This is a genomic window from Microbacterium ulmi (assembly GCF_011759705.1).
Taxonomy (GTDB): domain Bacteria; phylum Actinomycetota; class Actinomycetes; order Actinomycetales; family Microbacteriaceae; genus Microbacterium; species Microbacterium ulmi.
In genome coordinates this window covers 127580-152012 of record NZ_JAAOZF010000002.1, presented here as the reverse complement: position 1 = coordinate 152012, position 24433 = coordinate 127580, and the positions used below count along the sequence as shown (strand labels likewise).

The following is a 24433-nucleotide window of genomic DNA, read 5'->3' as shown; positions in this document are numbered from 1 at the left end:
CACGTCTTCCATGACCGTGGAGATCTCGCGCGGGCACAACCCCCTGCGCGATCCGGATGACCGCCGCCTGAGCCGCATCGCCGGCCCGAGCGCCCTCGTGATCTTCGGCGTGACAGGCGACCTGTCCCGCAAGAAGCTCATGCCCGCCGTGTACGACCTCGCCAACCGCGGGCTGCTCCCCCCGGGCTTCGCGCTCGTCGGCTTCGCCCGCCGGGACTGGGCCGACCAGGACTTCGCCAACGTCGTCCACGACGCCGTGCGGCAGTACGCGCGCACGGAGTTCCGCGACGAGACCTGGCAGCAGCTGCTGCAGGGCATCCGCTTCGTGTCGGGCGAGTTCAACGACCCTGGCGCGTTCCGGCGCCTGCGCGAGACAGTCGAGAAGCTCGACGTGGAGCGCGGCACGATGGGCAACCACGCCTACTACCTGTCGATCCCGCCGAAGGACTTCCCCCTCGTCGCGGAGCAGCTCAAGGCGTCCGGACTCGTCGACGACACGGCCGACGGCGAGGACCGCTGGCGCCGTGTCGTGATCGAGAAGCCGTTCGGCCACGACCTGGCCTCGGCGCGCTCGCTCAACGATGCGCTGCGCACCGCCTTCCCGGCGGACTCGATCTTCCGCATCGACCACTACCTCGGCAAGGAGACCGTCCAGAACATCCTGGCCCTGCGCTTCGCGAACGAGCTGTACGAGCCGCTGTGGAACCGCAACTACGTCGACCACGTGCAGATCACGATGGCCGAGGACATCGGCGTCGGCGGCCGAGCGGGGTACTACGACGGCATCGGCGCGGCGCGCGACGTCATCCAGAACCACCTCCTGCAGCTCATGGCCCTGACGGCCATGGAGGAGCCCATCTCGTTCGACGCGAAGGATCTCCGCGCCGAGAAGGAGAAGGTGCTCGCCGCGGTCACGCTGCCGAAGGACCTGTCCCATGCGACCGCCCGTGGCCAGTACGCCGGCGGCTGGCAGGGCGGCGAGAAGGTCCTCGGCTTCCTCGAAGAGGACGGCATGGCAGCTGACTCGGCGACCGAGACGTACGCGGCCGTCAAGCTCGAGGTCAACACCCGCCGCTGGGCCGACGTGCCCTTCTACCTGCGCACGGGCAAACGGCTGGGCCGCCGTGTGACCGAGATCGCCGTCGTGTTCAAGCGCGCTCCGCAGCTGCTCTTCTCACGCAGCCAGGCGAGCGAGCAGGGGCAGAACGCGCTGGTCATCCGCGTCCAGCCCGACGAAGGCGTCACGATCCGGTTCGGCTCGAAGGTCCCCGGCGCGGGCACGGAGGTGCGCGACGTCACGATGGACTTCGGCTACGGCCACGCGTTCACCGAGGCGAGCCCGGAGGCGTACGAGCGTCTCATCCTCGACGTCCTCCTCGGCGACCCGCCGCTGTTCCCCCGCCATGAGGAGGTCGAGCTGTCCTGGAAGATCCTCGACCCGGTCGAGCAGTTCTGGCGCGAGCAGGGCGGCCCGCTCGAGCAGTACTCCCCCGGCTCGTGGGGTCCTCCGTCCGCCGATGAGCTTCTGGCCCGCGATGGCCGCACCTGGAGGCGTCCGTGATCATCGATCTGCCCGACACGACCGTCAGCAAGATCTCCCGCGCCCTCGTGAGCGTGCGTGAAGAGGGCGGTGCCGTCGCCCTCGGCCGCGTGCTCACCCTCATCATCGCGGTGCGGCACGGCGCCGAGGAAGAGGTCATCGAGGCGGCGAACGACGCCTCGCGCGAGCATCCCATGCGCGTCGTCGTGCTCATGCTGGGCGACGAGGATGCCGAGCCCCGCCTCGACGCCGAGATCCGGGTGGGCGGCGACGCCGGTGCGAGCGAGGTCGTCGTCCTGCGCGCCGCCGGCGCAGCCGCGAGCAACACCGAGAGCCTCGTGACGGGACTCCTGCTGCCCGACGCGCCCGTCGTCGCGTGGTGGCCCGACAATCCGCCCGCCGTCCCGTCGGACTCGCCGCTCGGACGCATCGCGACGCGCCGCATCACGGATGCCTCGACCCGGCCCTATGACAAGCACCGTCTCGCGGTCCTCGGCGAGAACCACGCCCCGGGCGACACGGATCTGGCCTGGACGCGGCTGACGCACTGGCGCGAGCAGCTCGCGGCCGTGCTCGACCAGCCGCCGTTCGAGCCGGTCACGGCGGTGGAGGTGCGCGGGGCGAGCAGCTCGCCGTCGACGGCGCTGCTGGCGGCATGGCTCAGGCTCATGCTCGACGTTCCGGTCGACTGGCACTACATGTCACCCGACGAGTGGTCGGACGGCATCAAGTCTGTGCGTCTCGTCCGCGAGAGCGGCGACATCCTGCTCGACCGGTCCAGCCCCGCCATCGCGTGTCTCACGCAGCCCGGCCAGCCCCGCCACGACCTCGTCCTTCCCCGTCGCTCGCTTCGAGAGTGTCTTGCCGAGGAGCTCCGTCGTTTGGATCCCGACCTCCTGTATGGTCGAGTGATCACGGAAGGCTGGGAGCTCTTGGGAGCTGCTGCGACGACGCAGGAGACGAATGGCTGAGTTCTTCACCGAGAAGCGCGTCATCATCGCATCGGACGCAGCGTCGCTCGCAGAGGGAGTCGCGGTGCGGTTCCTCGCGCGCGCGGCGAAGAGCACGTCAGAGGGCCAGACGGTCCACATCTCGCTCACGGGAGGGACGATGGGCGCCGCCGTCCTCGAGGCGGCCGGCCGTCACCCCAAGCGCGCCCGCGTCGACTGGTCGCGCGTGCACTTCTGGTGGAGCGACGAGCGATTCGTCCCGCGCGGCCACACGGATCGCAACGACGCCCTCGCGCAGACGGCGCTGTTCTCGGCGATCGACGTCCCCGCCGAGAACATCCACACGATCGCGGCGAGCGACGACGGTGTGACGCTGGATGCCGCGGCAGACGCATACGCGGCGGAGCTCGCCCGCTTCGGCTCCGACGAGGAGCCCTGGCCGTCGTTCGACATCTGCTTCCTCGGCGTCGGACCAGACGCGCACATCGCGTCCCTGTTCCCCGATCGTCCGGAGATCCAGGTCGTCGATCGTGCGGTCCTCCCCGTGCGCAACTCCCCTAAACCGCCGCCCGAGCGGATCACCCTGACGAGACCCGTCATCAACGCGTCCAAGCGCGTGTGGATGGTCCTCGCCGGGCCCGACAAGGCCGCCGCGCTCGGCCTGGCTCTCGCCGGCGCCAGCTATCAGAGCGTTCCCGCCGCGGGCGCGAAGGGGCGCAGGCGCACCGCGTTCTTCGTCGACCAGGCTGCCGCGCACCAGGTGCCGCCACACCTCATCGACGGCGAGTACTGACTCACACGACCCTCAGGAGACGAGAAACGGGATGCCGCGGCATCCCGTTCGCTCATTCTCCGCCGCGGCGATCCCGCAGCTGCTGGAGCGCGTCGTCGAGGAGTGCGTCCGCCTCCTCCTCCGTGCGACGCTCCTTCACGTAGGCGAGGTGCGTCTTGTACGGCTCGGTCTTGGCGACGGCCGGAGGGTTCTCCTTGTCGCGGCCGGCCGGCAGGCCCGAGTGGGGCGAGTCGATCGTGTCGGGGATCTCCTCTTCGGGGATCCCGGCGGCGAAGTACCGCACCGTCTCGTTGCCCAGCGCGTCCCAGTAGGAGATCGCGACGCGCTCGGCGTGGAAGCCGTGGTCCTGCTCGCCCATGGGGCCGGCACCCACGCGGGTGCCGCGGATCGCGTTGCCGCCGGTGGCCATCAGAGTCCCTGGAACTTCGTGATGAGGCCGAGCGAGACGATCGCGACGAACCAGACGAGCGCGAGGACCACCGTGAACCGGTTGAGGTTGCGCTCCGCCAGGCCGGACGAGCCGAGGGCCGAGGTCATGCCTCCGCCGAACATGTCGGACAGGCCGCCGCCACGCCCCTTGTGGAGCAGGATGAGGAGGGTCAGCAGGAGGCTCGTGATGCCGAGGATCACCTGCAGGACGAACTCGAGGATCTGCACAGTCGTTGAAGCCTTTCGCGGCGACCCGACGGATCGCACAAGGGTCAAGTATACGTGGAGCGCCGCCGCGGTGAGGGACCGGCCCCACCGCGGCGGCGCGGTCGGCTAGACGCCGACGTGCTTCTGGTAGCGGATGATCGCCGCGAACTCGTCCACCACGAGGCTCGCACCCCCGACGAGGGCGCCGTCGACGTCGGGCTCGCGCATGAAGCTCGCGATGTTCGAGGACTTGACGGAGCCGCCGTACAGCACGCGCGTGCGCTCGGCCGCCTCCGGGCCGAGCTTGTCGGCGATGACCTCCCGCAGCTTGGCGCAGACGTCCTGCGCCTGCTCGGGCGTCGCCGCCTGTCCTGAGCCGATCGCCCACACGGGCTCGTACGCGACGACGATCTCGGCATCCGCCGGAACGCCCTCGAGCGCGATCTGCAGCTGGCCCACCGGCACGGCGGACGCCCCGAACTTCTCGAGGTCGTCCGAGGTCTCGCCCACGCAGATGACGGGAGAGATGCCGTGGCGGATGGCCGCCTGCACCTTCGCCGCGACGATCTCGTCGGTCTCGGCGTGATACTGACGGCGCTCGGAGTGCCCGATGATGACGAAGGTGCAGTCGAGCTTCGAGAGGAAGGAGCCCGAGATCTCTCCCGTGTAGGCGCCGGAGTCGTGCGCCGACAGGTCCTGCGCGCCGAGCGCGAACGGGATCTTGTCGGCGTCGATGAGCGTCTGCACGGTCCGCAGGTCGGTGAAGGGCGGGAAGACCGCGACCTCGACCGAGCCGTCGTCGTGCTTGGCGTCCTTGAGCGACCAGTGCAGCTTCTGGACGAACGCGACCGCCTGCAGGTGGTCGAGGTTCATCTTCCAGTTGCCGGCGATGAGCGGCGTTCTGTTCACGACCATCCGAGGACCTCCAGTCCGGGAAGCTTCTTGCCCTCGAGGAACTCGAGGCTCGCGCCGCCGCCCGTCGAGATGTGGCCGAAGTCGTTCTCGGCGAAGCCGAGCTGACGCACCGCAGCGGCCGAGTCGCCGCCGCCCACGACGCTCAGGCCCTCGACATCCGTCAGCGCCTTCGCTACGGCACGCGTGCCCTCGGCGAACGGCGCCATCTCGAACACGCCCATGGGACCGTTCCAGAACACCGTCTTGGACGCACGGATGACGGCCGCGAACTCGGCAGCCGTCTTCGGCCCGATGTCGAGGCCGAGGCCCGAAGCGCCGAACGGAGTGTCCTCCAGAGCGGATGCGTCGGCCACGACGTGCTCGGCATCCGCGCTGAACGACGCCGCCACGATCGCGTCGACGGGGAGCACGAGCTCCACGCCGCGCTCCTCGGCCGTCGCGATGTAGCCGCGGACGGTGTCGAGCTGGTCCTCTTCGAGAAGGCTCTTGCCGACCCTCGCGCCCTCGGCCGCAAGGAACGTGAACATCATGCCGCCGCCCACGAGGAGCTTGTCGACGCGAGGCAGGAGGTGCTCGATGACGCCCAGCTTGTCGCTCACCTTCGACCCGCCGAGCACGACCGCATACGGACGCTCGGGGTTCTCGGTGAGCCGGTCGAGGACGTCGACCTCCTTCTCGATGAGATACCCCGCGGCCGAGGGGAGGATCTCGGCGAGGTCGTAGACCGACGCCTGCTTGCGGTGCACGACGCCGAACCCGTCCGAGACGAGCACGTCGCCGAGGCGTGCCAGCTGCTCCGCGAACGCGCGGCGCTCCGCGTCGTCCTTCGCGGTCTCCCCCGGGTTGAACCGCAGGTTCTCGATGACGGCGACCTCACCGTCCTGGAGAGCGGCTGCGGCATCCTGTGCGGACTCGCCCACCGTGTCGAGCGCGAACGCGACCGGCTTGCCGAGGAGCTCGGACAGCCGCTGCGCCACCGGCGCGAGGCTGTACTTGGCATCGGGTGCGCCGTCGGGCCGCCCCAGGTGCGAGCACGCGATGACACGCGCGCCCTGGTTGATGAGATGGTTCAGCGTGGGCAGTGCCGCGCGCACGCGGCCATCGTCCGTGATGACGCCGTCCTTGAGAGGAACGTTGAAGTCACAACGGACGATGACGCGCTTGCCTGCGAGCGAACCCAGCGAATCGAGGGTGCGCAGAGTCATAGTCGGTCAGAGCTTGTCGGCGACGAGCTCGGTCAGGTCGACGAGGCGGTTGGAGTAGCCCCACTCGTTGTCGTACCAGGCCGACACCTTGACCAGGTTGCCGCTCACGTTGGTGAGCCCCGAGTCGAAGATCGACGAGTGCGGGTTGAGCTGGATGTCGCTCGAGACGATCGGGTCCTCGGTGTACTCCAGGATGCCCTTGAGGCGTCCCTCGGCGGCAGCGGCCTTGTAGGCGGCGTTGATCTGCTCGACGGTGAGACCCTCGGTCGGGGTGACGATCGTCAGGTCGACGATCGAGCCGGTCGGGACGGGCACACGGTACGACGAGCCGCTCAGCTTGCCGTTGAGCTCGGGGAGCACGAGTCCGATGGCCTTGGCCGCGCCCGTCGAGGCCGGGACGATGTTGATCGCTGCGGCGCGTGCGCGGCGCAGGTCGCCGTGCGGGCCGTCCTGCAGGTTCTGGTCGGCGGTGTAGGCGTGGGCCGTCATCATGAAGCCGCGCTCGATGCCGAACGCGTCGTTGAAGACCTTGGCCAGGGGCGCAAGGCAGTTGGTCGTGCAGGACGCGTTCGAGATGATCACGTCGGCCTCGGGGTCGTAGGTCTCTTCGTTCACCCCGATCACGATCGTGGCGTCGTCGCCGCTGGCGGGAGCCGAGATGAGCACCTTCTTCGCACCTCCGGCGATGTGCTTCTTCGCGTCCTCGGCCTTCGTGAAGCGCCCGGTCGACTCGATGACGATGTCGACGCCGAGCTCGCCCCAGGGGAGGTTCGCGGGGTCGCGCTCTTCGAAGACCTTGATGGTCTTGTCGCCCACCGTGATCGAGTCCCCGTCGTACGAGACCGACTCGCTCAGCGGCCCGCCGACCGAGTCGTACTTGAGAAGGTGCGCGAGGGTCTTGTTGTCGGTGAGGTCGTTCACCGCCACGATGTCGAGGTCCGCACCCTGCGCGAGAGCCGCGCGGAGAAAGTTGCGTCCGATGCGGCCGAAGCCGTTGATTCCGATCTTGACAGTCACGGAAGATCTCCTGATTGTGTCGTGCGCGAAGCGCGGTCTATTGCGATCTCAAACGATGGACAACGGCGTCCCGGCGGACTCGTCCGCCGGGACGGCCGCCTTGCTCACGACAGTACCAGCAGGCCCTGGGACTTCTCACGGGCGACGGTGAAGCGATCCTGAACGTTCGACCAGTTCGCGATGTTCCAGAAGGCCTTCACATAGTCGGCGCGCACGTTCTTGTAGTCGAGGTAGTAGGCGTGCTCCCAGACGTCGAGCAGGAGCAGAGGCACGGTTCCCGCGGCGAACTGCGACTGCTGGTCGAAGAACTGCTGGATGATGAGGTTCTCGCCGATCGAGTCCCAGAACAGCCCCGCCCAGCCCGATCCCTGCACGCCGAGCGCCGCGGCGGTGAACTGGGCCTGGAACTTGTCGAACGAGCCGAAGTGGTCGTCGACGGCCGACGCGAGATCGCCCGTCGGCTTGTCGCCGCCGTCCGGCGAGAGGTTGGTCCAGAAGATCGAGTGGTTCGTGTGGCCGCCGAGGTTGAACGCGAGGTCCTTCTCGAGCTTGTTGATGTACGCGAAATCGCCCTTCTCGCGTGCCTCCGCGAGCTGGTCGAGCGCCGTGTTGGCGCCGGTCACGTACGCCTGGTGGTGCTTGTCGTGATGCAGCTCCATGATCGTCGCGCTGATGTGCGGCGCGAGCGCTGCGTAGTCGTAGGGGAGGTCGGGCAAGCTGTACTTCGCCATATTCTTCTTCCTTGTCGGCTCTGCGTCGAGATCCTCGGCGCGGGCGAGGGTGACGATCCTCATCCTAGTGAGCGGCAACGCGGGAAGGAGGGGGTTGCTTCCGCCTGTGACGTGGTCTACCAGGCGATGGCCTGTGCCCCTCGACCGGCGATCCCCGGCGGCCGGGCGGAGTCAGTCCTCGGCGCCTGCGGGCACGGCCGACTCCGTGCCGGGGATGCCGTCGACCTCGGCCTTCTTGTCGGCCATCGCGAGCAGGCGCCGGATGCGGCCGGCGACGGCATCCTTGGTGAGCGCCGGCTCTGCGTGGTGGCCGAGCTCGTCGAGGCTCGCGTCGCGGTGCGCGAGCCGCAGCGCACCCGCCTCGCGAAGGTGCTCGGGGACGTCGTCGCCGAGGATCTCGAGCGCCCGCTCGACCCGCGCGCACGCCGCGACGGCGGCCTGCGCGGAGCGGCGGAGGTTGGCGTCGTCGAAGTTCACGAGCCGGTTGACGCCCGCCCGCACTTCGCGCCGCTGACGCATCTGGTCCCATTCGGCTGCGGCGCGCTGCGCGCCCATGTGCGCCAGGGCGAGCCTGATCGCCTCGCCCTCGCGCACGACCACGCGCGGCACTCCGCGCACCTCTCGCGCCTTCGCGGGGATGCCGAGGCGGTGCGCCGCGCCCACGAGGGCCATCGCGGCCTCCGGTGCGGGGCACGTGATCTCGAGCGCCGCGGACCGCCCGGGCTCCGACAGCGAGCCCGCCGCGAGGAACGCGCCGCGCCACACGCCTGCGAGGTCGGCGCGCGAGCCTGTCGTCAGCTTGTTCGGCAGACCCCTGACGGGGCGTCGACGCTGGTCGAGCAGGCCCGTCTGGCGCGCGAGCGTCTCGCCGCCCTCGATGACGCGCACGGCGTAGTGGCTGCCGCTGCGCGCCCCCGACCCCTGCACGTGGACGAGCTCCGGGCGAACGCCGTACAGCTCGATCAGGTCGCGGGCGACGCGACGCGCGAGCGCATCGGACTCGAGCTCGGCCTCGACGGCGACGCGGTTCGCGATCGAGTGCAGACCGCCCGAGAAGCGCAGCAGCGACGTGAGCTCCGCGACACGGGCAGACGGACGCGGATCGCGCACAGAGGTCAGTTCGGCCTTCACGTCAGCGGTCAGCGACACGGGTCTCCTCGCAGTCGGGGGATCATGGGACAAGCGACTAGCCTACCCGCGACCGCCGCCGACGTTACTCCCGGCCGAGGTCCCGATGCTTCACACGGACGGCGACACCCGGTGTCCCCTCGAGTCGAGCCGCGAGCTCGCGGGCCATCACGACCGAGCGGTGCTTGCCGCCCGTGCACCCCACGGCGACGACGGAGTGCCGCTTGTTCTCGCGCTGATAGCCCGCGAGGACCGGCAGAAGCGCCGCGGCGTACGCGTCGGCGAACTCGAGGGCGCCCGGCTGGGCCAGCACGTACTCGCGCACGGCATCGTCCTCACCCGTGAGCGGCCGCAGATCCTCGCTCCAGAAGGGGTTCGGCAGGAATCGCATGTCGGCGACGAGATCGGCATCCGGCGGGAGCCCGTACTTGAATCCGAAGCTCATGATGGTCACCGTGTGACGTGCCGAGTCCTCCTCCGCGAAGAGGTCGACGACCGCCGTCGCGAGCTGGTGGATGTTGAACGCCGACGTGTCGATGATGACGTCGGCGCTCTCCCTGACGACCGCGAGCCGCTCGCGCTCTCGGCGGATGCCGTCGAGGATCGTCCCGTCGTCCTGCAGCGGATGCGGGCGCCTGACCGCTTCGAAGCGGCGGACGAGCACGTCGTCAGAGGCGTCGAGGAACATGACTCGCAGCTGCTGGCGCGCGTCGCGCAGCGCACGTGTCACCTCGGGCAGATGAGCGAACAGGTCGCGTCCGCGCACGTCCACGACCACCGCGACGCGCGGCAGCGCTCCGCCCGCGCGGCCGGTGAGCTCGAGGAGCGGCTTGAGCATCTGCGGCGGGAGGTTGTCGACGACGTACCAGTCGAGGTCCTCCAGCGCGTTGGCGGCGGTCGTGCGCCCGGCACCGGACATGCCGGTGACGATCAGCACTTCCCCGCGGTCCCGCTGCTCCTCGTCGACCATGACTCCCCCATCGTCGCGTTCAGCCTAGCGATTCAGACGACGGCGGAGGCGTCGCGCAGATGGGCGTGTATCGCGGCCGCGAGCTTGGGGCCGACGCCGGGGAGCTGCTCGATCTCGTCCGGGGTCGCCCGCTTGAGCGCCGTCACCGACCCGAAGTGCCGCAGCAGCGCCTTGATGCGCGCGTCGCCGAGGCCCGGGACCTCCGACAGCACGCTCTGGATGTCGCGGCGCCGGCGCCGGCGCTGATGCGTGATCGCGAAGCGGTGCGCTTCGTCGCGGAGCCGCTGCAGCAGGTAGAGGGCCTCGGAGGTGCGCGGAAGGATGACGGGATAGTCCTCCCCCGGCAGCCACACCTCCTCGAGGCGCTTCGCGATGCCGCACAGGGCGATCTCCTCGTGGCCCGCGTCGGCGAGGGCGCGCGCGGCGGCCTCGACCTGCGGCCGGCCGCCGTCGACGACGAGCAGCTGCGGCCGGTACGCGAAGCGGGGCCGGCGCCGCGCGACGACGACCTCGCCGTCGGCCGTGACCTCGGGTTCGGGCTCGGGGTCCTCCGGCCTGTCGAGATAGGCGAGGCGACGCATGAGCACCTGGTGGAGCGAGTCCGTGTCGTCGGTCGTCTCGGACACCGAGAAGGAGCGGTACTGGTCTTTGCGGGGCAGCCCGTCCTCGAAGACGACCATCGACGCGACGACGTTCGTGCCCGACAGGTGCGACACGTCGAAGCACTCGATGCGCAGGGGCGCCTCGGCCAGACCCAGCGCCTCCTGCAGGTCCGTGAGGGCCTGCGTCCGTGCGACGTAGTCGCTCGTGCGGCGCGTCTTGTGGAGGATGAGCGCCTGCTGCGCGTTGAGCGTCGCGGTCTTCATGAACTCGGCCTTGCGCCCGCGCTGCGCCACCTGGATCGTCACGTTCCGGCCGCGTCGCTCCCGGAGCCACAGCTCGAGGTCTGCGGCATCCTCGGGGAGCGAGGGGACGAGGACCTGCCGCGGGATGTCTGCGGCCGCCGCGTCGCCGTACGTGCGCTGCAGCACCTGGTCGACCAGGTCGGGGCCCGAGATGTCGAGCTCCTTCTCGATCGTCGTGGCGCGGACGCCGCGCACGCGACCGCCGCGGATGACGAAGTGCTGCACGACGGCGGCGAGCTCGTCCTCCGCGATGCCGAAGAGATCGGCATCCGTGTCCGCCGCGAGGACGAGGGCGCTCTTGTTCAGCACCGCCTCGATCGCCTGGAGCCTGTCGCGGTAGACGGCCGCGGCTTCGTAGTCCATCGCGGCGGATGCCTCGCGCATGCGACGGGTCAGCTCGCGCGTGAAGCGCTGGTCGCCCCCCGACATGAACGACACGAAGTCGTCGACGATGGCGCGGTGCTCCTCCACCGTGACCTTCATCGAGCACGGGCCGCCGCAGCGGCCGATCTGGCCGGGGAAGCACGGCCGGCCGGTCGTCATCGCCTTCCTGTACGACGCGTCCGAGCACGTGCGGATCGGGAAGACCCTGATCATGAGGTCGATCGTGTCGTGCACGGCCCAGACCTTCGGATACGGACCGAAGTACTTCGCCCCCGGGATGCGGCGGTTGCGGGTCACGATGACGCGCGGCGCCTCGTCCGCGAGCGTGATGGCCATGAACGGGTACGACTTGTCGTCCTTGTAGCGCACGTTGAAGGGCGGCGAGAACTCCTGGATCCACATGTACTCGAGCTGGAGCGCCTCGACGTCGCTCGCGACGACCGTCCACTCGACGGATGCCGCGGTCAGCACCATCCGGCGGGTGCGCTCGTGCAGCGTGTGCAGCGGCGCGAAGTAGTTCGACAGCCGCGAGCGCAGGCTCTTCGCCTTGCCGACGTAGAGGACGCGTCCGTCGCGGTCGCGGAAGCGGTACACGCCCGGGTTGGTCGGGATCTCCCCCTGCTTCGGCTTGTACGGAAGCTGTTCTGCCATTCGGTCGGGTTCCGACTCTCGCTCAGCCGGCCTTGCGGACGGCTGGTGCGCCGGCGAGCACCTCGGCGAGGAACAGGCCCGTGTGGCTCTGCTCGTTGCGCGCGACCTGCTCGGGGGTTCCCGTCGCGACGATCGTGCCGCCGCCCGATCCGCCCTCGGGCCCCAGGTCGATGACCCAGTCCGCCGACTTGATGACGTCGAGGTTGTGCTCGATGACGATGACGGTGTTGCCCTTGTCGACGAGGCCGCCGAGCACCTCGAGAAGGCGCCGGACGTCCTCGAAGTGCAGGCCCGTCGTCGGCTCGTCGAGGACGTACACCGAGCGTCCGTTCGACCGACGCTGCAGCTCGGTCGCGAGCTTGACGCGCTGCGCCTCTCCGCCGCTGAGCGTCGTCGCGGACTGCCCGAGGCGGACATAGCCCAGACCCACGTCGACGAGGGTCCTCAGGTAGCGGTGGATGGCCTGGATCGGCTCGAAGAAGTCCGCCGCCTCGGCGATCGGCATCTCCAGCACTTCGGCGATGTTCTTGCCCTTGTAGTGCACGGCGAGCGTGTCGCGGTTGTAGCGCTTGCCGTGACAGACCTCGCAGTCGACGTACACGTCGGGCAGGAAGTTCATCTCGATCTTGATCGTGCCGTCGCCCGAGCACGCCTCGCAGCGCCCTCCCTTGACGTTGAAGCTGAACCGGCCCGGCTGGTAGCCCCGCGCCTTCGCCTCGGGCGTCTCGCTGAAGAGCGTCCGGATGCGGTCGAAGACCCCCGTGTAGGTCGCGGGGTTCGAGCGCGGCGTGCGGCCGATGGGAGCCTGGTCGACGTGCACGACCTTGTCCAGGTTGTCGAGCCCCGTGATGCGCGTGTGCTTGCCGGCGACGCGGCGCGCTCCGTTGAGCCGGGTCGCGAGGACCTCGTAGAGGATGCCGTTGACCAGCGACGACTTGCCCGATCCGCTCACCCCCGTGACCGCCGTCAGGACACCGAGCGGGAAGTCCACCGTGACGTTCTTGAGGTTGTTCTCGCGTGCGCCGACGACCGTGATCTGGCGGCTCTTGTCGATGCGGCGGCGCTTGGCCGGGGTGGGGATCTCACGACGGCCGGCGAGGTAGTCGCCCGTGATCGAGTCGCGGTCCTCGAGGAGCGAGGCGAGCGGACCCGAGTGCACGACGGCGCCCCCGTCGACGCCCGCGCGAGGCCCGATGTCGACGATCCAGTCGGCCGCGTGGATGGTCTCCTCGTCGTGCTCGACGACGATGAGCGTGTTGCCGAGGTCTCGCAGGGTCAGAAGCGTCTCGATGAGGCGTCGGTTGTCGCGCTGGTGGAGCCCGATGCTCGGCTCGTCCAGGACGTACAGCACGCCCGTGAGACCCGACCCGATCTGGGTGGCGAGACGGATGCGCTGCGCCTCGCCGCCGGAGAGCGATCCGGCGGACCGGCTGAGGCTCAGATAGCTGAGCCCGACCTGCAGCAGGAAGTCGAGCCGCGCCCTGATCTCGCGGAGGACGGCCGCCGCGATCTTCGCCTCGCGGTCGGTGAGCTCGAGCGTCGCGAAGTACTGCTGCGCGTCGGCCAGGCTCAGGCGCGACGCCTCGGCGATCGAATGGCCGTGCACGAGCACGGCGAGGACCTCGGGCTTGAGCCGATCGCCGTTGCACGTGGGGCACGGAACCTCCCGCAGGTACTCCGACCAGCGCTGTCGCTGCGTGTCGGTCTCGGCCTGCAGGTACTGCCGCTCGATGTACGGGACGACGCCCTCGAAGCCCGATGCGTAGCGCATCTCACGGCCGTACCGGTTCTTCCAGCGGACCGTCACCTTGTAGTTCTCGCCGCGGAGCACGGCATCCTGCACGTCGACGCGCAGGTCGCGCCACGGCGTGTCGAGCGAGAAGTTCAAGTCGCGCGCGAGTCCCTCGAGCAGCCGCTCGTAGTACTGGAACAGCCCCTTGCCCTGCGTCGTCCACGGCAGCAGCACGCCCTCGGCGATCGAGAGATCCTCGTCGCCGAGCATCAGGTCGACGTCGACCGACATCTTCGTGCCGAGGCCCGAGCACGCGGGGCACGCCCCGAACGGGGCGTTGAACGAGAACGTGCGCGGCTCGATCTCGGTGAGCTGCAGGGGGTGGCCGTTGGGGCACGCGAGCTTCTCGGAGAAGCTCTGCCATGCGGCATCCCCCTCCTCGTCGACGAAGTTGACCTGCATGATGCCGCCCGCGAGCCCGAGCGCCGTCTCGACCGAGTCGGTGACTCGGCTCAGGATGTCGGGGCTCGCGACGAGCCGGTCGACGACGACCGCGATGTCGTGCTTGTAGCTCTTCTTCAGCACGGGGGGCTCGGCGAGCTGGATGAGCTCGCCGTCGACGATCGCGCGCGCGTAGCCCTTCGCGCCGAGCTCCTTGAAGAGGTCGACGAACTCGCCCTTCTTCTGCGACACGACGGGTGCCACGATCTGGTAGCGCGTGCGCTCGGGAAGCTCCATGAGCTGATCGGCGATCTGCTGCACCGTCTGCCTCTGGATGACCTCGCCGCACACGGGACAGTGCGGGATGCCGATGCGCGCCCACAGGAGTCGCATGTAGTCGTGGATCTCGGTGATCGTGCCCACGGTCGAGCGCGGGTTGCGGTTCGTCGACTTCTGGTCGATGCTCACGGCGGGGCTGAGGCCCTCGATGAAGTCGACGTCCGGGCGGTCGACCTGGCCGAGGAACTGACGCGCGTAGGCGCTCAGCGACTCGACGTAGCGGCGCTGACCCTCCGCGAAGATCGTGTCGAAGGCGAGACTCGACTTGCCCGAGCCGGACAGCCCCGTGAAGACGACGAGCGCGTCGCGCGGGATGTCGAGATCGATGTTCCTGAGGTTGTGGACCCGGGCGCCGCGCACGCTGAGCTTGCCGCCGGTCACTCCAGTGACATGGGAGTTTCCGGGCACGACGACGGGTGAGATGGGCACCCGTCAAGTCTAGGCGGGGCCTCCGACACCGCGGCCGGGCGAATGCGCCGCAGCGGACCCGGGGGTTCGCGGCGACTCGCTCTCCAGCGACGCGAGCAGCGCGGCGAGGGGAGGAGGGATGCGGTCGAGCGGGACCGCCGCTGCGAGGAGCCCCGCGTACCGGACCTTGTTGCCGCTCCTTCCGCCGAAGAAGCGCGCGAGCTGCGCTTCCACCGCCCGGCCGCGCTGCGCAGGCTGTCGCTGGAGCCGGCGGAACGACGCGAGCTCGCCCTCGGCATCGATCACCGCCTCGACGCCGGCGACCCCGAGCGCGCGCACGAGCTCGGCCTCGAGATCGGGGTCGCAGACGAAGACGTCAGCGACGTCGCGCTCGAAGTCCGCTCGCTCCCCTGCGTCCACGAGCCCGACCGGATGCTCGTCTGCGAGGGTCGCGAGGATGCGGCGCACCCCCTTGGACCCGCCGACCACGACGATCCGCGGCGGCGGCATCCCCCGGCGTGCGGCGAACGTCTCGAGCGCGATGCGGTCGCTCACCCCCTCGACGAGGACGACGGTCACGTCCGGCCCATCGGAGGCCGGCTGCCCGCGAACGGCGCGAGGCCGTCGCGCAGCGCGGCCAGCTGTGCGACATCCATCCCGACGCGCTGCATGATCTGCTCCGGCACGTCGAGCGCGCGATCGCGCAGGGCCCGACCGTCGTCGGTCAGCCCGATGTCGAGCACGCGCTCGTCGTCCGCACGGCGCGACCGGGTGACACGGCCCTGAGCCTCGAGCCGCTTGACGAGCGGCGACAGGGTCGCGGGCTCCATCGCCAGCTCATCGGCGAGGTCGCTCAGCGACCGCGGCGAGCGCTCCCACAGCGCGAGCATGACGAGATACTGCGGATGCGTCAGCCCGAGAGGCTCGAGGACCGGCCGGTAGATCGACACGACGTTGCGCGCCGCCGTCACGAGGGCGAAGCACAGCTGGTTCTCGAGCTTGAGCAGTCCGTCGCGCGCATCCACGAGTCCATCCTACGGTTTGTTTAGTACACTAATGTTCATGACACGAATGGATGCCGAGTCCCGCCGTCCCCTCCGCGAGCGCGTCCGCGAAGCCGGCGGCTGGTATGCGTGGCTCAACGCGCGCCTCATCAAGCTCGCCGGCCCGGCATCCGTCGGTCCGTACGAGACGACGCCGGAGCCGTCGCGCGCCGACCGGCCGTGCCCCCTGTGCGGCGCCGCGATGTCGCAGCACACGTTCGACCGATCGGGGCCGAAGCCGCTCATGCACTGTCCGTAGCCGGCCGCCGCTGACGACGTCGCCGGCCCGACAGCGTCAGGCGTGGCCTGCCCGCTCCATCGCCCGCAGCGCCTTCTTGAGGTCTTGCACCTCGTCGCGAAGGCGCGCTGCGAGCTCGAACTTGAGCTCGCCTGCGGCCGCGAGCATCTGGTTCGACAGGTCTTGGATCGTCGCCTCGAGCTGGTTGGCCCCTTCCGCCGCGATGCCCTCTCGGCGCAGATTGGGAGTCGGACTCTTCCCCTTGCCGCTCTTGGACATGACCGCATCCTTGCGCGACATCATGGCGGCGGTGTCGGCGCCTTCGCGGGCGAGCACCTCCGTGATGTCGGCGATGCGCTTGCGCAGCGGCGTCGGATCGATGCCGTTGACGCGGTTGTATTCGAGCTGCTTGTCGCGGCGACGATCGGTCTCGTCGATCGCGTTGCGCATCGAGTCGGTCATGTTGTCGGCGTACATGTGCACTTCGCCCGAGACGTTGCGCGCGGCTCGGCCGATCGTCTGGATGAGCGATGTGCCCGAGCGCAGGAACCCCTCCTTGTCTGCGTCGAGGATCGCGACGAGCGAGACCTCGGGCAGGTCGAGGCCCTCGCGGAGCAGGTTGATGCCGACGAGCACGTCGTAGACGCCGGCGCGCAGCTCGGTGAGCAGCTCGACGCGGCGGAGCGTGTCGACGTCGGAGTGGAGGTAGCGCACACGCACTCCGTGCTCGCCGAGGAAGTCGGTGAGCTCCTCGGCCATCTTCTTCGTCAGGGTGGTCACGAGCACGCGCTCGTCGCGCTGCGCGCGGAGGCGGATCTCCTCGAGGAGGTCGTCGATCTGCCCCTTCGACGGCTTCACGACGATCTGCGGGTCGACCAGGCCCGTGGGACGGATGATCTGCTCGACGATGCCGTCCGCGATGCCCATCTCGTAGCGGCCCGGCGTCGCCGAGAGATACACCGTCTGGCCGATCCGGTTCTTGAACTCGTCCCACCGCAGCGGCCGGTTGTCGAGTGCCGACGGAAGGCGGAACCCGTGCTCGACGAGCGTGCGCTTGCGCGAGGCATCCCCCTCATACATCGCCCCCACCTGCGGCACCGTCACGTGCGACTCGTCGATGACGAGGAGGAAGTCGTCGGGGAAGAAGTCGAGGAGCGTGTGGGGCGGCTCGCCGGGCGCGCGGCCGTCGAGGTGCCGGGAGTAGTTCTCGATGCCGGAGCAGAAGCCGAGCTGCTGCAGCATCTCGAGATCGAACGTCGTGCGCATGCGCAGGCGCTGAGCCTCGAGGAGCTTGTTCTGAGACTCGAGCTCTTTCAGGCGCTCGGCGAGCTCGTCCTCGATCGTGCCGATCGCGCGCTGGACGACGTCTGTTCCTGCCACGTAGTGCGATGCGGGGAAGATCGGCACGGAGTCGAGCCGCTGGACGACGTCGCCCGTGAGCGGATGCAGCATGTAGAGCGCTTCGATCTCGTCGCCGAAGAGCTCGATGCGGATCGCGTACTCCTCGTACACCGGGATGATCTCGATCGTGTCGCCGCGCACGCGGAAGTTGCCGCGCGAGAAGTCGACGTCGTTGCGGTTGTACTGCATCGAGATGAACTTGCGGATGAGCGCGTCGCGGTCGTACCGCTCCCCCACCTGCAGCGCGACCATCGCGCGCAGGTACTCCTCCGGCGCGCCCAGGCCGTAGATGCACGACACCGTCGAGACCACGACGACGTCTCTGCGCGAGAGGAGGGAGTTCGTCGTGGAGTGCCGGAGCCGCTCGACCTCGGCGTTGATCGACGAGTCCTTCTCGATGAAGGTGTCGGTCTGCGGGACGTAGGCCTCGGGCTGGTAGTAGTCGTAGTAGCTCACGAAGTACTCGACCGCGTTGTGGGGCATGAGCTCGCGGAACTCGTTCGCGAGTTGCGCGGCGAGGGTCTTGTTGTGCGCGAGCACGAGGGTCGGGCGCTGCACCTGCTCGATGAGCCACGCCGTCGTCGCCGACTTGCCCGTGCCGGTCGCGCCGAGCAGCACGACATCCGTCTCGCCCGCGTTGATGCGCGCCGCGAGCTGTGCGATCGCCTGGGGCTGGTCGCCGCTGGGCGCGTAGTCGCTCACGACCTCGAACGGCCGCACGCTCCGAGTCGTCTGCATCGTTCCAGCGTAGACGCGGGCTCCGACACCGGGTCGGGAGTTCGCGGCAGGCGGATGCCGCGCCCGCCGTCTCGGCCCGATCTCCGCCTGTGCGCCCCACGACGGCTCAGCCATGTATCAGATCTCGTCCTCCGGGCTTCTTGAGAGCATGCAAGCTGCGACCGCCGCGCGTCCTCCTGAGACGTTGGCGCCCGCCGGGGATCCCGACGCGGCCGACTCCGGCGACACGCCGAGAGAGTCGTCCGAGACGCGCGCCCTTCGTGGCGGCGTGGTCAAGGCGCTGCTCGCCGTCGTGGCGAACGTCGGTGTTCTGACCGCCCTGCTCGTGTACTTCGGCTGGGTGCGCAGCGACCGCTTCGCGAGCGCCCTGGGCATCGACGAGGCGATCCTGGGCATGACGGTGGACGACTACCTGCGCCGCAGCGTGCAGTCGGTGTTCATCCTGCCGCTCGCCGCGGCCGGGACGGGTCTCGCGTGGGTGGCATTCGACCAGTGGTGGCGCCGCCGGCGGCGGCTCGGCGAGGACGATCGCGTGGCTGTGCTCGTCGCCCGATGGCTGTGGACGGTCGCTGTCGGCATTTTCGCGCTCGGGATCGTTCTCGGGCTCGTCGGCTACGCCGCGACGTTCATCGCCGCCCCGCTCGTGTGCGCCGCGGGGCTGCTCCTTCTGCTCTACGCCCTCAACCTCCGCGCCGTCCTGCCCGATGCGACGCCGTTCGCGCCGCTCACGGACGGCGTGCTGCGCGGGTCGATCGCAGTGCTCGTCGCGATCGGGCTGTTCTGGTCGGCCACCAACTTCGCGATGGTCGAGGGCACGCAGATCGCCCAGGCGTTCCCCTCGCGGGTGTCGCAGCTGCCGAGCCTGGAGGTCGACAGCGCCGAGCCCCTCGACATCGTCGCGCCGGGTGTCAGCATGTCGTGCCCCGAGGACGAGGGCCGCACGCGCTATCACTATCGCGGACTGAAGTACCTCGAGTCGACGGGCGGCAACTACTTCCTGGTCTCGGACGGCTGGACCCCCGACTACGGCGTCGTCGTGATCCTCCCCATGACGTCGGAAGGCATCCGCTACACGTTCGTCCGGGATACGTCCGGCGCCGCGCGCGCCGCCGAGTACCCGCCCTGTGAGGAGGAACCATCATGAAGACGACCTCTGCCCGCGCGGCGCAGGCGATCGCGCTGTGCGCGGCGCTGCTGCTGACGTCCGGCTGCGGCGAGTACTCGCCGCTCGTTGGCGGCGGCGACGCGCAGACGAGCACGCCCGATGCGCGCGGGACGGATCCGGGGGCGCGGAGCGACACAGTCACGCCCGATCCGCTGGATCCTGTCCCGGATGCCGGAACCGACGCCCCTGGCGTCGACGACCCCGGCACAGCGCCGGACGAAAGCACCCCGATCGCGGATGCCGGCCGATCGGGCGGGGGCGGCGGCTCGCGGACCGTGCAGAGCGGGATGCCGGGAAGCCGGAGCGGCACGAGCGCGAACCGGGACGCCGGCGCGACGGGCGCGACGGCGTCCCCGGGCGGCGGTGACGAGCCGAACCTCTACGTCTGGCAGCTCCCGCCCACCGACCAGAGCCCGACGGGCAACGACGGCCCTGCCTACGGCAGGCTCCGCGCGGGATGCCGCGCCGCCATGACATACATGAGCGACACGGTCGGCAACCAGATGTGGCAGTTCAGCGAAGAAGGCGGGCCTCGCTATCTCGTCATGTACGTCTCGGGGCTCGCGTACTGCGTCGAGCGGCCCGATCTGGGAAGCGCGTACTTCGCGGGAGCAGTCAAGGTGTACGGCACGCAGGCGCTCGACCGCGTCGACACCGACGCGGCATCCGAGCGGCTGTACCCGCAGAACGAACCGCCGGGGTGGGGCGAGCCGTGGTGCGATCTCTACCGCACGCTCGTGAGCATCCGCGATCAGGTCGGCCTCGAGACGATCGCCTGCATGCGCGGCGGCGACAATGCCGGCTTCGCCTCGCAGCCGTACGGGTTCGACAAGATCTACGACGACCCGTGCACCTTCGACGTCGACGAGAGCACGGCGCCGTGGACCGGCCAGGGAGACCCGCCGTCGAGCTGGTGCGGGCCGATGACGGCGGAGCGCCTTCTCATCGCGAAGGATGCCGCGACCGACCAGGAGGCGGGAGCCATCCTCTTCGCGGGCATCGACGCTGCCGCCATCCTCGCAGCGGTCGCTGCGGCTCCCCCCTACGAGCCGAAGGACCCGCCGACGCCGTTCCCCGCGCTGGACGCGGTCGGCGTGACGAAGCTTCCCGAGCCGGACGAGACCGACCCCGCGAGCCTCGCGACGGTGGGAGACGGCATCTCCGAGGCTGCCGAGTCGGCGGTTTCGATCGAGCCGCTCGACGCCGTGAAGGCGACGGATGCCTCGACCCCGCCCGAGATCGCCGAAGACGTCGTCCCTGCGGGCGAGGGCGCACCGGCAAGCGAGGTCGCACCGGGGGGCGAGACCGAGCCGATCGGTCCTACCGCGCCGCAGGCCGACACGGGGCCGAGCGTCGAGCCGGCCCGGCCGACCGAGCTCGCCGCGGCGCCCGACCTTCAGGCGGCTCCGACCGAGCCTCAGCAGGAAGAGACCGCGTCTGCCGAATCAGTCCCGCGGGAGGCCGAGCAGTCGGAGTGATCGGCGACCGCGGCACGTCGCGCGAGGTCCGCGTGCCCGTCGGAGCGCTCAGCGCTGTGCGATGAGTCGCGGCAGCCGGTCCCAGAGCTCGTCGACCTGGCGGAGCGTCCCGTCGATGCTCCCGGATGTGTCGATGACGACGTCGGCGACGGCGAGCCGTGCGTCGTCCGAGACCTGAGACGCGATGCGGGCCGCGGCATCCTTCTCGCTCATCCCCCGCAGTTCGACCAGTCGCCGCAGCCGCACGTCGGAGGGCGCATGCGCGACGACGATGAGCTCCCAAGGGTCGTCCACGCGCGCCTCGACCAGGAGCGGGACGTCGTAGACGACCACCGCCTCGGGGTCGGCCGCCGACGCCTCCGCAAAGCGCCGCCAGGACTCGACCCGCACGGCGGGATGCACGATCGTGTTGAGCCTGGCGACTGCCTCGGGGTCGCCGAACACGCGCGTGCCGAGCGCCGCGCGATCCAGCGATCCGTCGGGAAGGATCATCGCCGTGCCGAACTCCTCCGCGATCGCGTCGAGCACCGGCGAGCGGGGCCGCTGCACGTCGCGGACCACCTGATCGGCGTCGATCACGACGGCGCCGTGCTCTGCGAGCCGCTGCGCGATGGTCGACTTGCCGGACGCGATCCCGCCGGTCAGCGCGATGAGGGGCATGCCTACGAGAATGCCACGGTCCAACGTGGAGGAGTCGTCGCCGCCCCCGCGCCACCGCTCGAAGACATCCTCGATCGGAGGCCGGTTTCGGCCCGTGGGAAGCTGCGACTGGGAATGTACTGGGTGGTCCGACCACAGTTGGGGGCCTGTGGTCTCACCACATAGGCTGGAGATGTGGAAGCGATGGAGTCCATAGGGCATCGTCTCCCCGACCGGCCGCGACCCGCGCGGTCGGCCCCACCCTGGCAGGTCGACGCACACCGTTGTGAGCACTGCTTCGCCCTGCCGCCAAACCCGATTGGCAGGACAAAGATGAACAAGTTTGTAAAGGGCGCGATCGCGTCGGCTGCCGGGGGTGCGCTGCTTCTCGGCGGGGCAGGCACCTTCGCGCTGTGGAACGACACGCTCCCCGGACAGGACGCTGGAGTGATCACTGCCGGGACTCTCCAGTTCACGGATCCCCAAAGTGTGACGGGCAAATGGTGGGACGTGTCCCCCGATGCGAGAGAAGAAGAAGAGCTCGTCATCGGGAATTTTGTGATGGTGCCGGGCGACGTGCTCGAGTACCGAGGAAACGTCGAATTGACCGCAACCGGAAACAACCTTCAGGCCATTCTGTCGGTGGTTCCGGGGTCGATCGGGGGCTCTGCCGACCTGGACGCTCTCGGAATCGAAGTTGAGTTCGTGAATGGCGACGAGATCGATTATGTCAATCCGGGCGGGTCCACCACCCTCAGCCATCCCTTCACGCTCCGTGTGTCGTGGGACAAGGAGGCGGTCGATGGCGCGGAAGGACAAGGTGCAACCATCGGGCTGAGTGGCATCACGTTCAAGCTCACCCAGCAGCGCCCCCTCGCGACTCCGTAACCGCTCTAGTTGAACTGGAGATCGCATAGTGAACGCCCCCAGCCGCCGCACGGCGCCTCGCCGTACGCGCACAGGCGCTGCCCTGATCACGGCTTCGGCCGCGGTCGCTGCGGCGACCCTCGTGCTCAGTGCCGCTGGGGGCACGTATGCGCTCTGGAGCGACTCGATCGAGGCGGATCTCGGCGTGATCCAGTTGCAGCCGGCTCCGACCCCGGGCACGCCGGAGCAGTTCGGCACCTGCACGCGAGGGGCCGACGGGGGCGGCTGGGGCAAGGTGCTCCTGGGTGCGGGCACGCAGTTCGGCGGATTCTCGGACTGGTACGTCGGCGAGACCCGCATCGAGGAGAAGCGATGGTTCGACTCGATCCACAAGACCGGCGAGGAGCTCAGCTCAGACCATGCGAGCAAGGCGCAAGAGGTCATCGGCCTCCCGCTCGGGACGCCCACCCCGATTTGGGTGACGGTGAGAGCGACGCCACCGGACGAGACTCTTCTCGTTCAGGTTCCCGTCTGGTTCTTGCGCTCCAGCTCCACCGACCTTCAGCTCTCGTGCTCCGAGGACGACTGGAGACCATCGCTTCTCTCGGGGGAGAGTCCGCTCGAGCCGCTCGAGCCGCCTCCCCCGCCCGCAGGTCAGCTGACTCCGCCGGAAGAGCAGACCTCGGCCCCGGTCGTCGAGGGCGACGGCTCGAACAGCCCGCGTGAGGTGGTCTTCGCGTTCGCGGCTCTCGAGAGCGCGACCCACGAGTTCTACGACTGGCGGCTCGACGGTCACACCTTCACGCGCGACGGAGTGAGCTCTGGATCCCCCTTCGTCCGCGTCGACGACAGCAAGCTGAGGGCGGCGGGGATCGTCACCCCCGATGCGGCGGACACGGGCCAGTCGTTCGACGTCATCATCACACCTGAAGGCGACCCCGGGACGATCGTCGCGATCGGCACGTTCTTCGCGAGGTTCGACTCGGAGTCGGATCGGTTCCTGGTCTTCGAATCTGCACAGGCCGAATCGGCGTCGGTGCCCGACGCACCGGCATCCGACGAGCCGGCGCCGAGCGCCGGCGACCCGTCATCGATGCGGGCCGCACGCGGCGAGCCGGCGCTCAAGCCCGAGGAGACGGCTCTCGCGCCCGACGTCCCCACCGCCACCTGATGAGGAGGCCGCAGCATGACCACCGCACCCCTCGAGGTGACGACCCTTCCGGTTCGCACCGCGACTTCTGAGGTCGAACCCGCGCGGCGCACGTTCGCCGACCGGCATCCGATCCTGCACTCGCTCTGGTACGGCATCAGTGCCGGCATGCTCGGTCTCGTGCTCCTCATCGCCGTGCTCACGATCATCGTTCCGAAGGTCGTCGGAGGCGTGCCGCTGACGGTGCTGTCGCCGTCGATGCAGCCCACCCTCCCCGTCGGCACGCTCCTCATCGTGAGACCCGTGACCCCCGAGGAGCTCCGGATCGGCGATGTCGTGTCCTTCCAGCCATATCCGCTCGACCCGACGCTCGTGACGCACCGCGTCGTCGGCATCACGCAGCATCAGGACGGCACGTTCGTCTTCACGACGCAGGGCGACGCGAACGCGACGGTCGACGATCCCGTCTACGGCAAGCAGGTGCGGGCCGTCCTCATGTACTCGATCCCGCTGCTGGGCTGGGTCAGCAACTGGGTCAACGTGCAGCACAAGCACTGGATCGTCCCGACCGCCGCCGGTGCGCTCTTCGCGTACGGGGGATACACCATCGTCTCTGCAGCGGTCGCGAAGAAGCGCGAGCGCGACGCGGAGAAGGATCGCCTGGCCGAGGACGCCTGCGCGATGGAGCCGCGCGAGACCGCCTGAACAAGGCAGTCGGCGCCGCCTCGCGGGAGGCGAACACGCCGCAGGCTGCTCCGTCGCGGGCCGCGGCCATCGATGCGCCGCCGCGGTCAGCCGGCCGGGGGGCCGGATCGAGCGCGGGACGGGACGCACTCGGCTCGACGGGCCGATTCGGGACGGCGGACCCGCGCACAGGACGGGCATGCGACAAGCCACGCCGGGAGACAAGAGAGGCCGGGATGCAGCATCCCGGCCCCTCTCTAGCGGTCGCCGTTCGGCGACGCGCTC

The 24433-nt window shown here is 69.5% G+C and carries 23 protein-coding genes; 9 read left to right on the top strand and 14 right to left on the bottom strand.

What is annotated here, in order from left to right; translation table 11 throughout:
- Positions 1–10 precede the first annotated feature (10 nt).
- From zwf to pgl, 3 genes are read left to right on the top strand one after another with little or no spacing between them, the layout of a single operon-like run.
- On the top strand, positions 11–1561 hold the full coding sequence (zwf, locus tag FHS08_RS13320) for a glucose-6-phosphate dehydrogenase (RefSeq protein ID WP_167040192.1): 1551 nt from the start codon (positions 11–13) through the stop codon (positions 1559–1561).
- On the top strand, positions 1558–2511 hold the full coding sequence (locus FHS08_RS13315) for a glucose-6-phosphate dehydrogenase assembly protein OpcA (protein WP_167040190.1): 954 nt from the start codon (positions 1558–1560) through the stop codon (positions 2509–2511). Before zwf ends, FHS08_RS13315 begins: the two co-directional genes overlap by 4 nt.
- On the top strand, positions 2504–3283 hold the full coding sequence (gene pgl, locus FHS08_RS13310) for a 6-phosphogluconolactonase (RefSeq protein ID WP_167040188.1): 780 nt from the start codon (positions 2504–2506) through the stop codon (positions 3281–3283). The genes FHS08_RS13315 and pgl overlap by 8 nt, the downstream gene beginning before the upstream one ends.
- 52 nt (positions 3284–3335) lie before the next feature.
- Here pgl and FHS08_RS13305 read toward each other — a convergent pair whose 3' ends face one another.
- The 12 genes from FHS08_RS13305 to FHS08_RS13250 form a co-directional block, all read right to left on the bottom strand.
- Entirely contained in the window at positions 3336–3692 is a 357-nt protein-coding gene (locus FHS08_RS13305) for an RNA polymerase-binding protein RbpA (RefSeq protein WP_167040186.1), read from the bottom strand.
- The gene (gene secG, locus FHS08_RS13300; RefSeq protein WP_167040184.1) at positions 3692–3940 is read right to left on the bottom strand and encodes a preprotein translocase subunit SecG; all 249 of its coding nucleotides are present in this window, start codon (positions 3938–3940) and stop codon (positions 3692–3694) included. Before secG ends, FHS08_RS13305 begins: the two co-directional genes overlap by 1 nt.
- A gap of 105 nt (positions 3941–4045) precedes the next feature.
- Positions 4046–4834, bottom strand: a complete 789-nt coding sequence (gene tpiA, locus FHS08_RS13295) for a triose-phosphate isomerase (protein WP_167040182.1) — start codon at positions 4832–4834, stop codon at positions 4046–4048.
- Positions 4825–6039 carry a phosphoglycerate kinase gene (locus tag FHS08_RS13290; protein ID WP_167040180.1) on the bottom strand — a complete coding sequence of 405 codons (1215 nt, stop codon included), beginning with the start codon at positions 6037–6039 and terminating at the stop codon, positions 4825–4827. Before FHS08_RS13290 ends, tpiA begins: the two co-directional genes overlap by 10 nt.
- Positions 6040–6045: 6 nt before the next feature.
- Positions 6046–7056, bottom strand: coding sequence for a type I glyceraldehyde-3-phosphate dehydrogenase (gene gap / locus FHS08_RS13285; RefSeq protein WP_167040178.1), 1011 nt, complete (start codon positions 7054–7056; stop codon positions 6046–6048).
- A gap of 104 nt (positions 7057–7160) precedes the next feature.
- The gene (locus FHS08_RS13280) at positions 7161–7787 is read right to left on the bottom strand and encodes a superoxide dismutase (RefSeq protein ID WP_167041758.1); all 627 of its coding nucleotides are present in this window, start codon (positions 7785–7787) and stop codon (positions 7161–7163) included.
- A gap of 171 nt (positions 7788–7958) precedes the next feature.
- On the bottom strand, positions 7959–8936 hold the full coding sequence (whiA, locus tag FHS08_RS13275; RefSeq protein ID WP_167040176.1) for a DNA-binding protein WhiA: 978 nt from the start codon (positions 8934–8936) through the stop codon (positions 7959–7961).
- Positions 8937–9000: 64 nt separating this feature from the next.
- Positions 9001–9885, bottom strand: a complete 885-nt coding sequence (rapZ, locus tag FHS08_RS13270; RefSeq protein WP_167040174.1) for an RNase adapter RapZ — start codon at positions 9883–9885, stop codon at positions 9001–9003.
- 32 nt (positions 9886–9917) lie between these two features.
- Positions 9918–11825, bottom strand: coding sequence for an excinuclease ABC subunit UvrC (gene uvrC, locus FHS08_RS13265; protein ID WP_167040172.1), 1908 nt, complete (start codon positions 11823–11825; stop codon positions 9918–9920).
- Between the two features lie 22 nt (positions 11826–11847).
- Positions 11848–14766 (bottom strand): excinuclease ABC subunit UvrA, encoded by a 2919-nt coding sequence (uvrA, locus tag FHS08_RS13260; protein WP_424960808.1) that lies wholly within the window; start codon positions 14764–14766, stop codon positions 11848–11850.
- A gap of 9 nt (positions 14767–14775) precedes the next feature.
- Positions 14776–15324 carry an ATP-dependent endonuclease gene (locus tag FHS08_RS13255; protein WP_167040170.1) on the bottom strand — a complete coding sequence of 183 codons (549 nt, stop codon included), beginning with the start codon at positions 15322–15324 and terminating at the stop codon, positions 14776–14778.
- Positions 15321–15770 carry a MarR family transcriptional regulator gene (locus FHS08_RS13250; RefSeq protein ID WP_167040168.1) on the bottom strand — a complete coding sequence of 150 codons (450 nt, stop codon included), beginning with the start codon at positions 15768–15770 and terminating at the stop codon, positions 15321–15323. The genes FHS08_RS13255 and FHS08_RS13250 overlap by 4 nt, the downstream gene beginning before the upstream one ends.
- A gap of 31 nt (positions 15771–15801) precedes the next feature.
- Here FHS08_RS13250 and FHS08_RS13245 point away from each other — a divergent pair, with 31 nt between their 5' ends.
- Positions 15802–16047: a hypothetical protein gene (locus tag FHS08_RS13245; protein ID WP_167040166.1), complete on the top strand. Its 246-nt coding sequence runs from the start codon at positions 15802–15804 to the stop codon at positions 16045–16047.
- Between the two features lie 36 nt (positions 16048–16083).
- Here the strand turns inward: FHS08_RS13245 and uvrB are convergent, their stop codons facing one another.
- Positions 16084–18165 (bottom strand): excinuclease ABC subunit UvrB, encoded by a 2082-nt coding sequence (uvrB, locus tag FHS08_RS13240; RefSeq protein ID WP_167040164.1) that lies wholly within the window; start codon positions 18163–18165, stop codon positions 16084–16086.
- 148 nt (positions 18166–18313) lie between these two features.
- Between uvrB and FHS08_RS13235 the strand changes: the two genes are divergently transcribed.
- Together FHS08_RS13235 and FHS08_RS13230 are read left to right on the top strand one after the other, a co-directional pair.
- Positions 18314–19309, top strand: a complete 996-nt coding sequence (locus tag FHS08_RS13235) for a hypothetical protein (RefSeq protein ID WP_167040162.1) — start codon at positions 18314–18316, stop codon at positions 19307–19309.
- Complete coding sequence (locus tag FHS08_RS13230) at positions 19306–20808, top strand: hypothetical protein (RefSeq protein ID WP_167040160.1); 1503 nt, start codon at positions 19306–19308, stop codon at positions 20806–20808. Before FHS08_RS13235 ends, FHS08_RS13230 begins: the two co-directional genes overlap by 4 nt.
- A 48-nt stretch (positions 20809–20856) precedes the next feature.
- On the opposite strand, the gene coaE is transcribed toward FHS08_RS13230, so the two are convergent.
- Positions 20857–21468 (bottom strand): dephospho-CoA kinase, encoded by a 612-nt coding sequence (coaE, locus tag FHS08_RS13225; protein ID WP_167040158.1) that lies wholly within the window; start codon positions 21466–21468, stop codon positions 20857–20859.
- A 312-nt stretch (positions 21469–21780) separates the two neighbouring features.
- On the opposite strand from coaE, the gene FHS08_RS13220 reads away from it, so the two are divergent.
- Genes FHS08_RS13220 through FHS08_RS13210 form a run of 3 tightly spaced genes read left to right on the top strand, consistent with a single transcriptional unit; the run spans position 21781 to position 24169 of the window.
- Positions 21781–22335: an alternate-type signal peptide domain-containing protein gene (locus tag FHS08_RS13220; protein ID WP_167040156.1), complete on the top strand. Its 555-nt coding sequence runs from the start codon at positions 21781–21783 to the stop codon at positions 22333–22335.
- 28 nt (positions 22336–22363) lie between these two features.
- Positions 22364–23485 carry a hypothetical protein gene (locus FHS08_RS13215; RefSeq protein WP_167040154.1) on the top strand — a complete coding sequence of 374 codons (1122 nt, stop codon included), beginning with the start codon at positions 22364–22366 and terminating at the stop codon, positions 23483–23485.
- A gap of 15 nt (positions 23486–23500) precedes the next feature.
- Positions 23501–24169 carry a signal peptidase I gene (locus tag FHS08_RS13210; protein WP_167040152.1) on the top strand — a complete coding sequence of 223 codons (669 nt, stop codon included), beginning with the start codon at positions 23501–23503 and terminating at the stop codon, positions 24167–24169.
- The last annotated feature ends 264 nt before the right edge of the window (positions 24170–24433 follow it).

Excerpts from the sequence above, each read along its gene's own strand:
- FHS08_RS13210 (WP_167040152.1), top strand. The coding sequence starts at position 23,501 with ATGACCACCGCACCCCTCGAGGTGACGACCCTTCCGGTTCGCACCGCG.
- FHS08_RS13220 (WP_167040156.1), top strand. The coding sequence starts at position 21,781 with ATGAACAAGTTTGTAAAGGGCGCGATCGCGTCGGCTGCCGGGGGTGCG.
- FHS08_RS13245 (WP_167040166.1), top strand. The coding sequence starts at position 15,802 with ATGTTCATGACACGAATGGATGCCGAGTCCCGCCGTCCCCTCCGCGAG.
- coaE (WP_167040158.1), bottom strand. The coding sequence starts at position 21,468 with ATGCCCCTCATCGCGCTGACCGGCGGGATCGCGTCCGGCAAGTCGACC.
- FHS08_RS13280 (WP_167041758.1), bottom strand. The coding sequence starts at position 7,787 with ATGGCGAAGTACAGCTTGCCCGACCTCCCCTACGACTACGCAGCGCTC.
- uvrB (WP_167040164.1), bottom strand. The coding sequence starts at position 18,165 with ATGCAGACGACTCGGAGCGTGCGGCCGTTCGAGGTCGTGAGCGACTAC.
- FHS08_RS13290 (WP_167040180.1), bottom strand. The coding sequence starts at position 6,039 with ATGACTCTGCGCACCCTCGATTCGCTGGGTTCGCTCGCAGGCAAGCGC.
- FHS08_RS13235 (WP_167040162.1), top strand. The coding sequence starts at position 18,314 with ATGCAAGCTGCGACCGCCGCGCGTCCTCCTGAGACGTTGGCGCCCGCC.
- tpiA (WP_167040182.1), bottom strand. The coding sequence starts at position 4,834 with ATGGTCGTGAACAGAACGCCGCTCATCGCCGGCAACTGGAAGATGAAC.
- FHS08_RS13230 (WP_167040160.1), top strand. The coding sequence starts at position 19,306 with ATGAAGACGACCTCTGCCCGCGCGGCGCAGGCGATCGCGCTGTGCGCG.
- FHS08_RS13305 (WP_167040186.1), bottom strand. The coding sequence starts at position 3,692 with ATGGCCACCGGCGGCAACGCGATCCGCGGCACCCGCGTGGGTGCCGGC.
- pgl (WP_167040188.1), top strand. The coding sequence starts at position 2,504 with ATGGCTGAGTTCTTCACCGAGAAGCGCGTCATCATCGCATCGGACGCA.
- rapZ (WP_167040174.1), bottom strand. The coding sequence starts at position 9,885 with ATGGTCGACGAGGAGCAGCGGGACCGCGGGGAAGTGCTGATCGTCACC.
- zwf (WP_167040192.1), top strand. The coding sequence starts at position 11 with ATGACCGTGGAGATCTCGCGCGGGCACAACCCCCTGCGCGATCCGGAT.
- uvrC (WP_167040172.1), bottom strand. The coding sequence starts at position 11,825 with ATGGCAGAACAGCTTCCGTACAAGCCGAAGCAGGGGGAGATCCCGACC.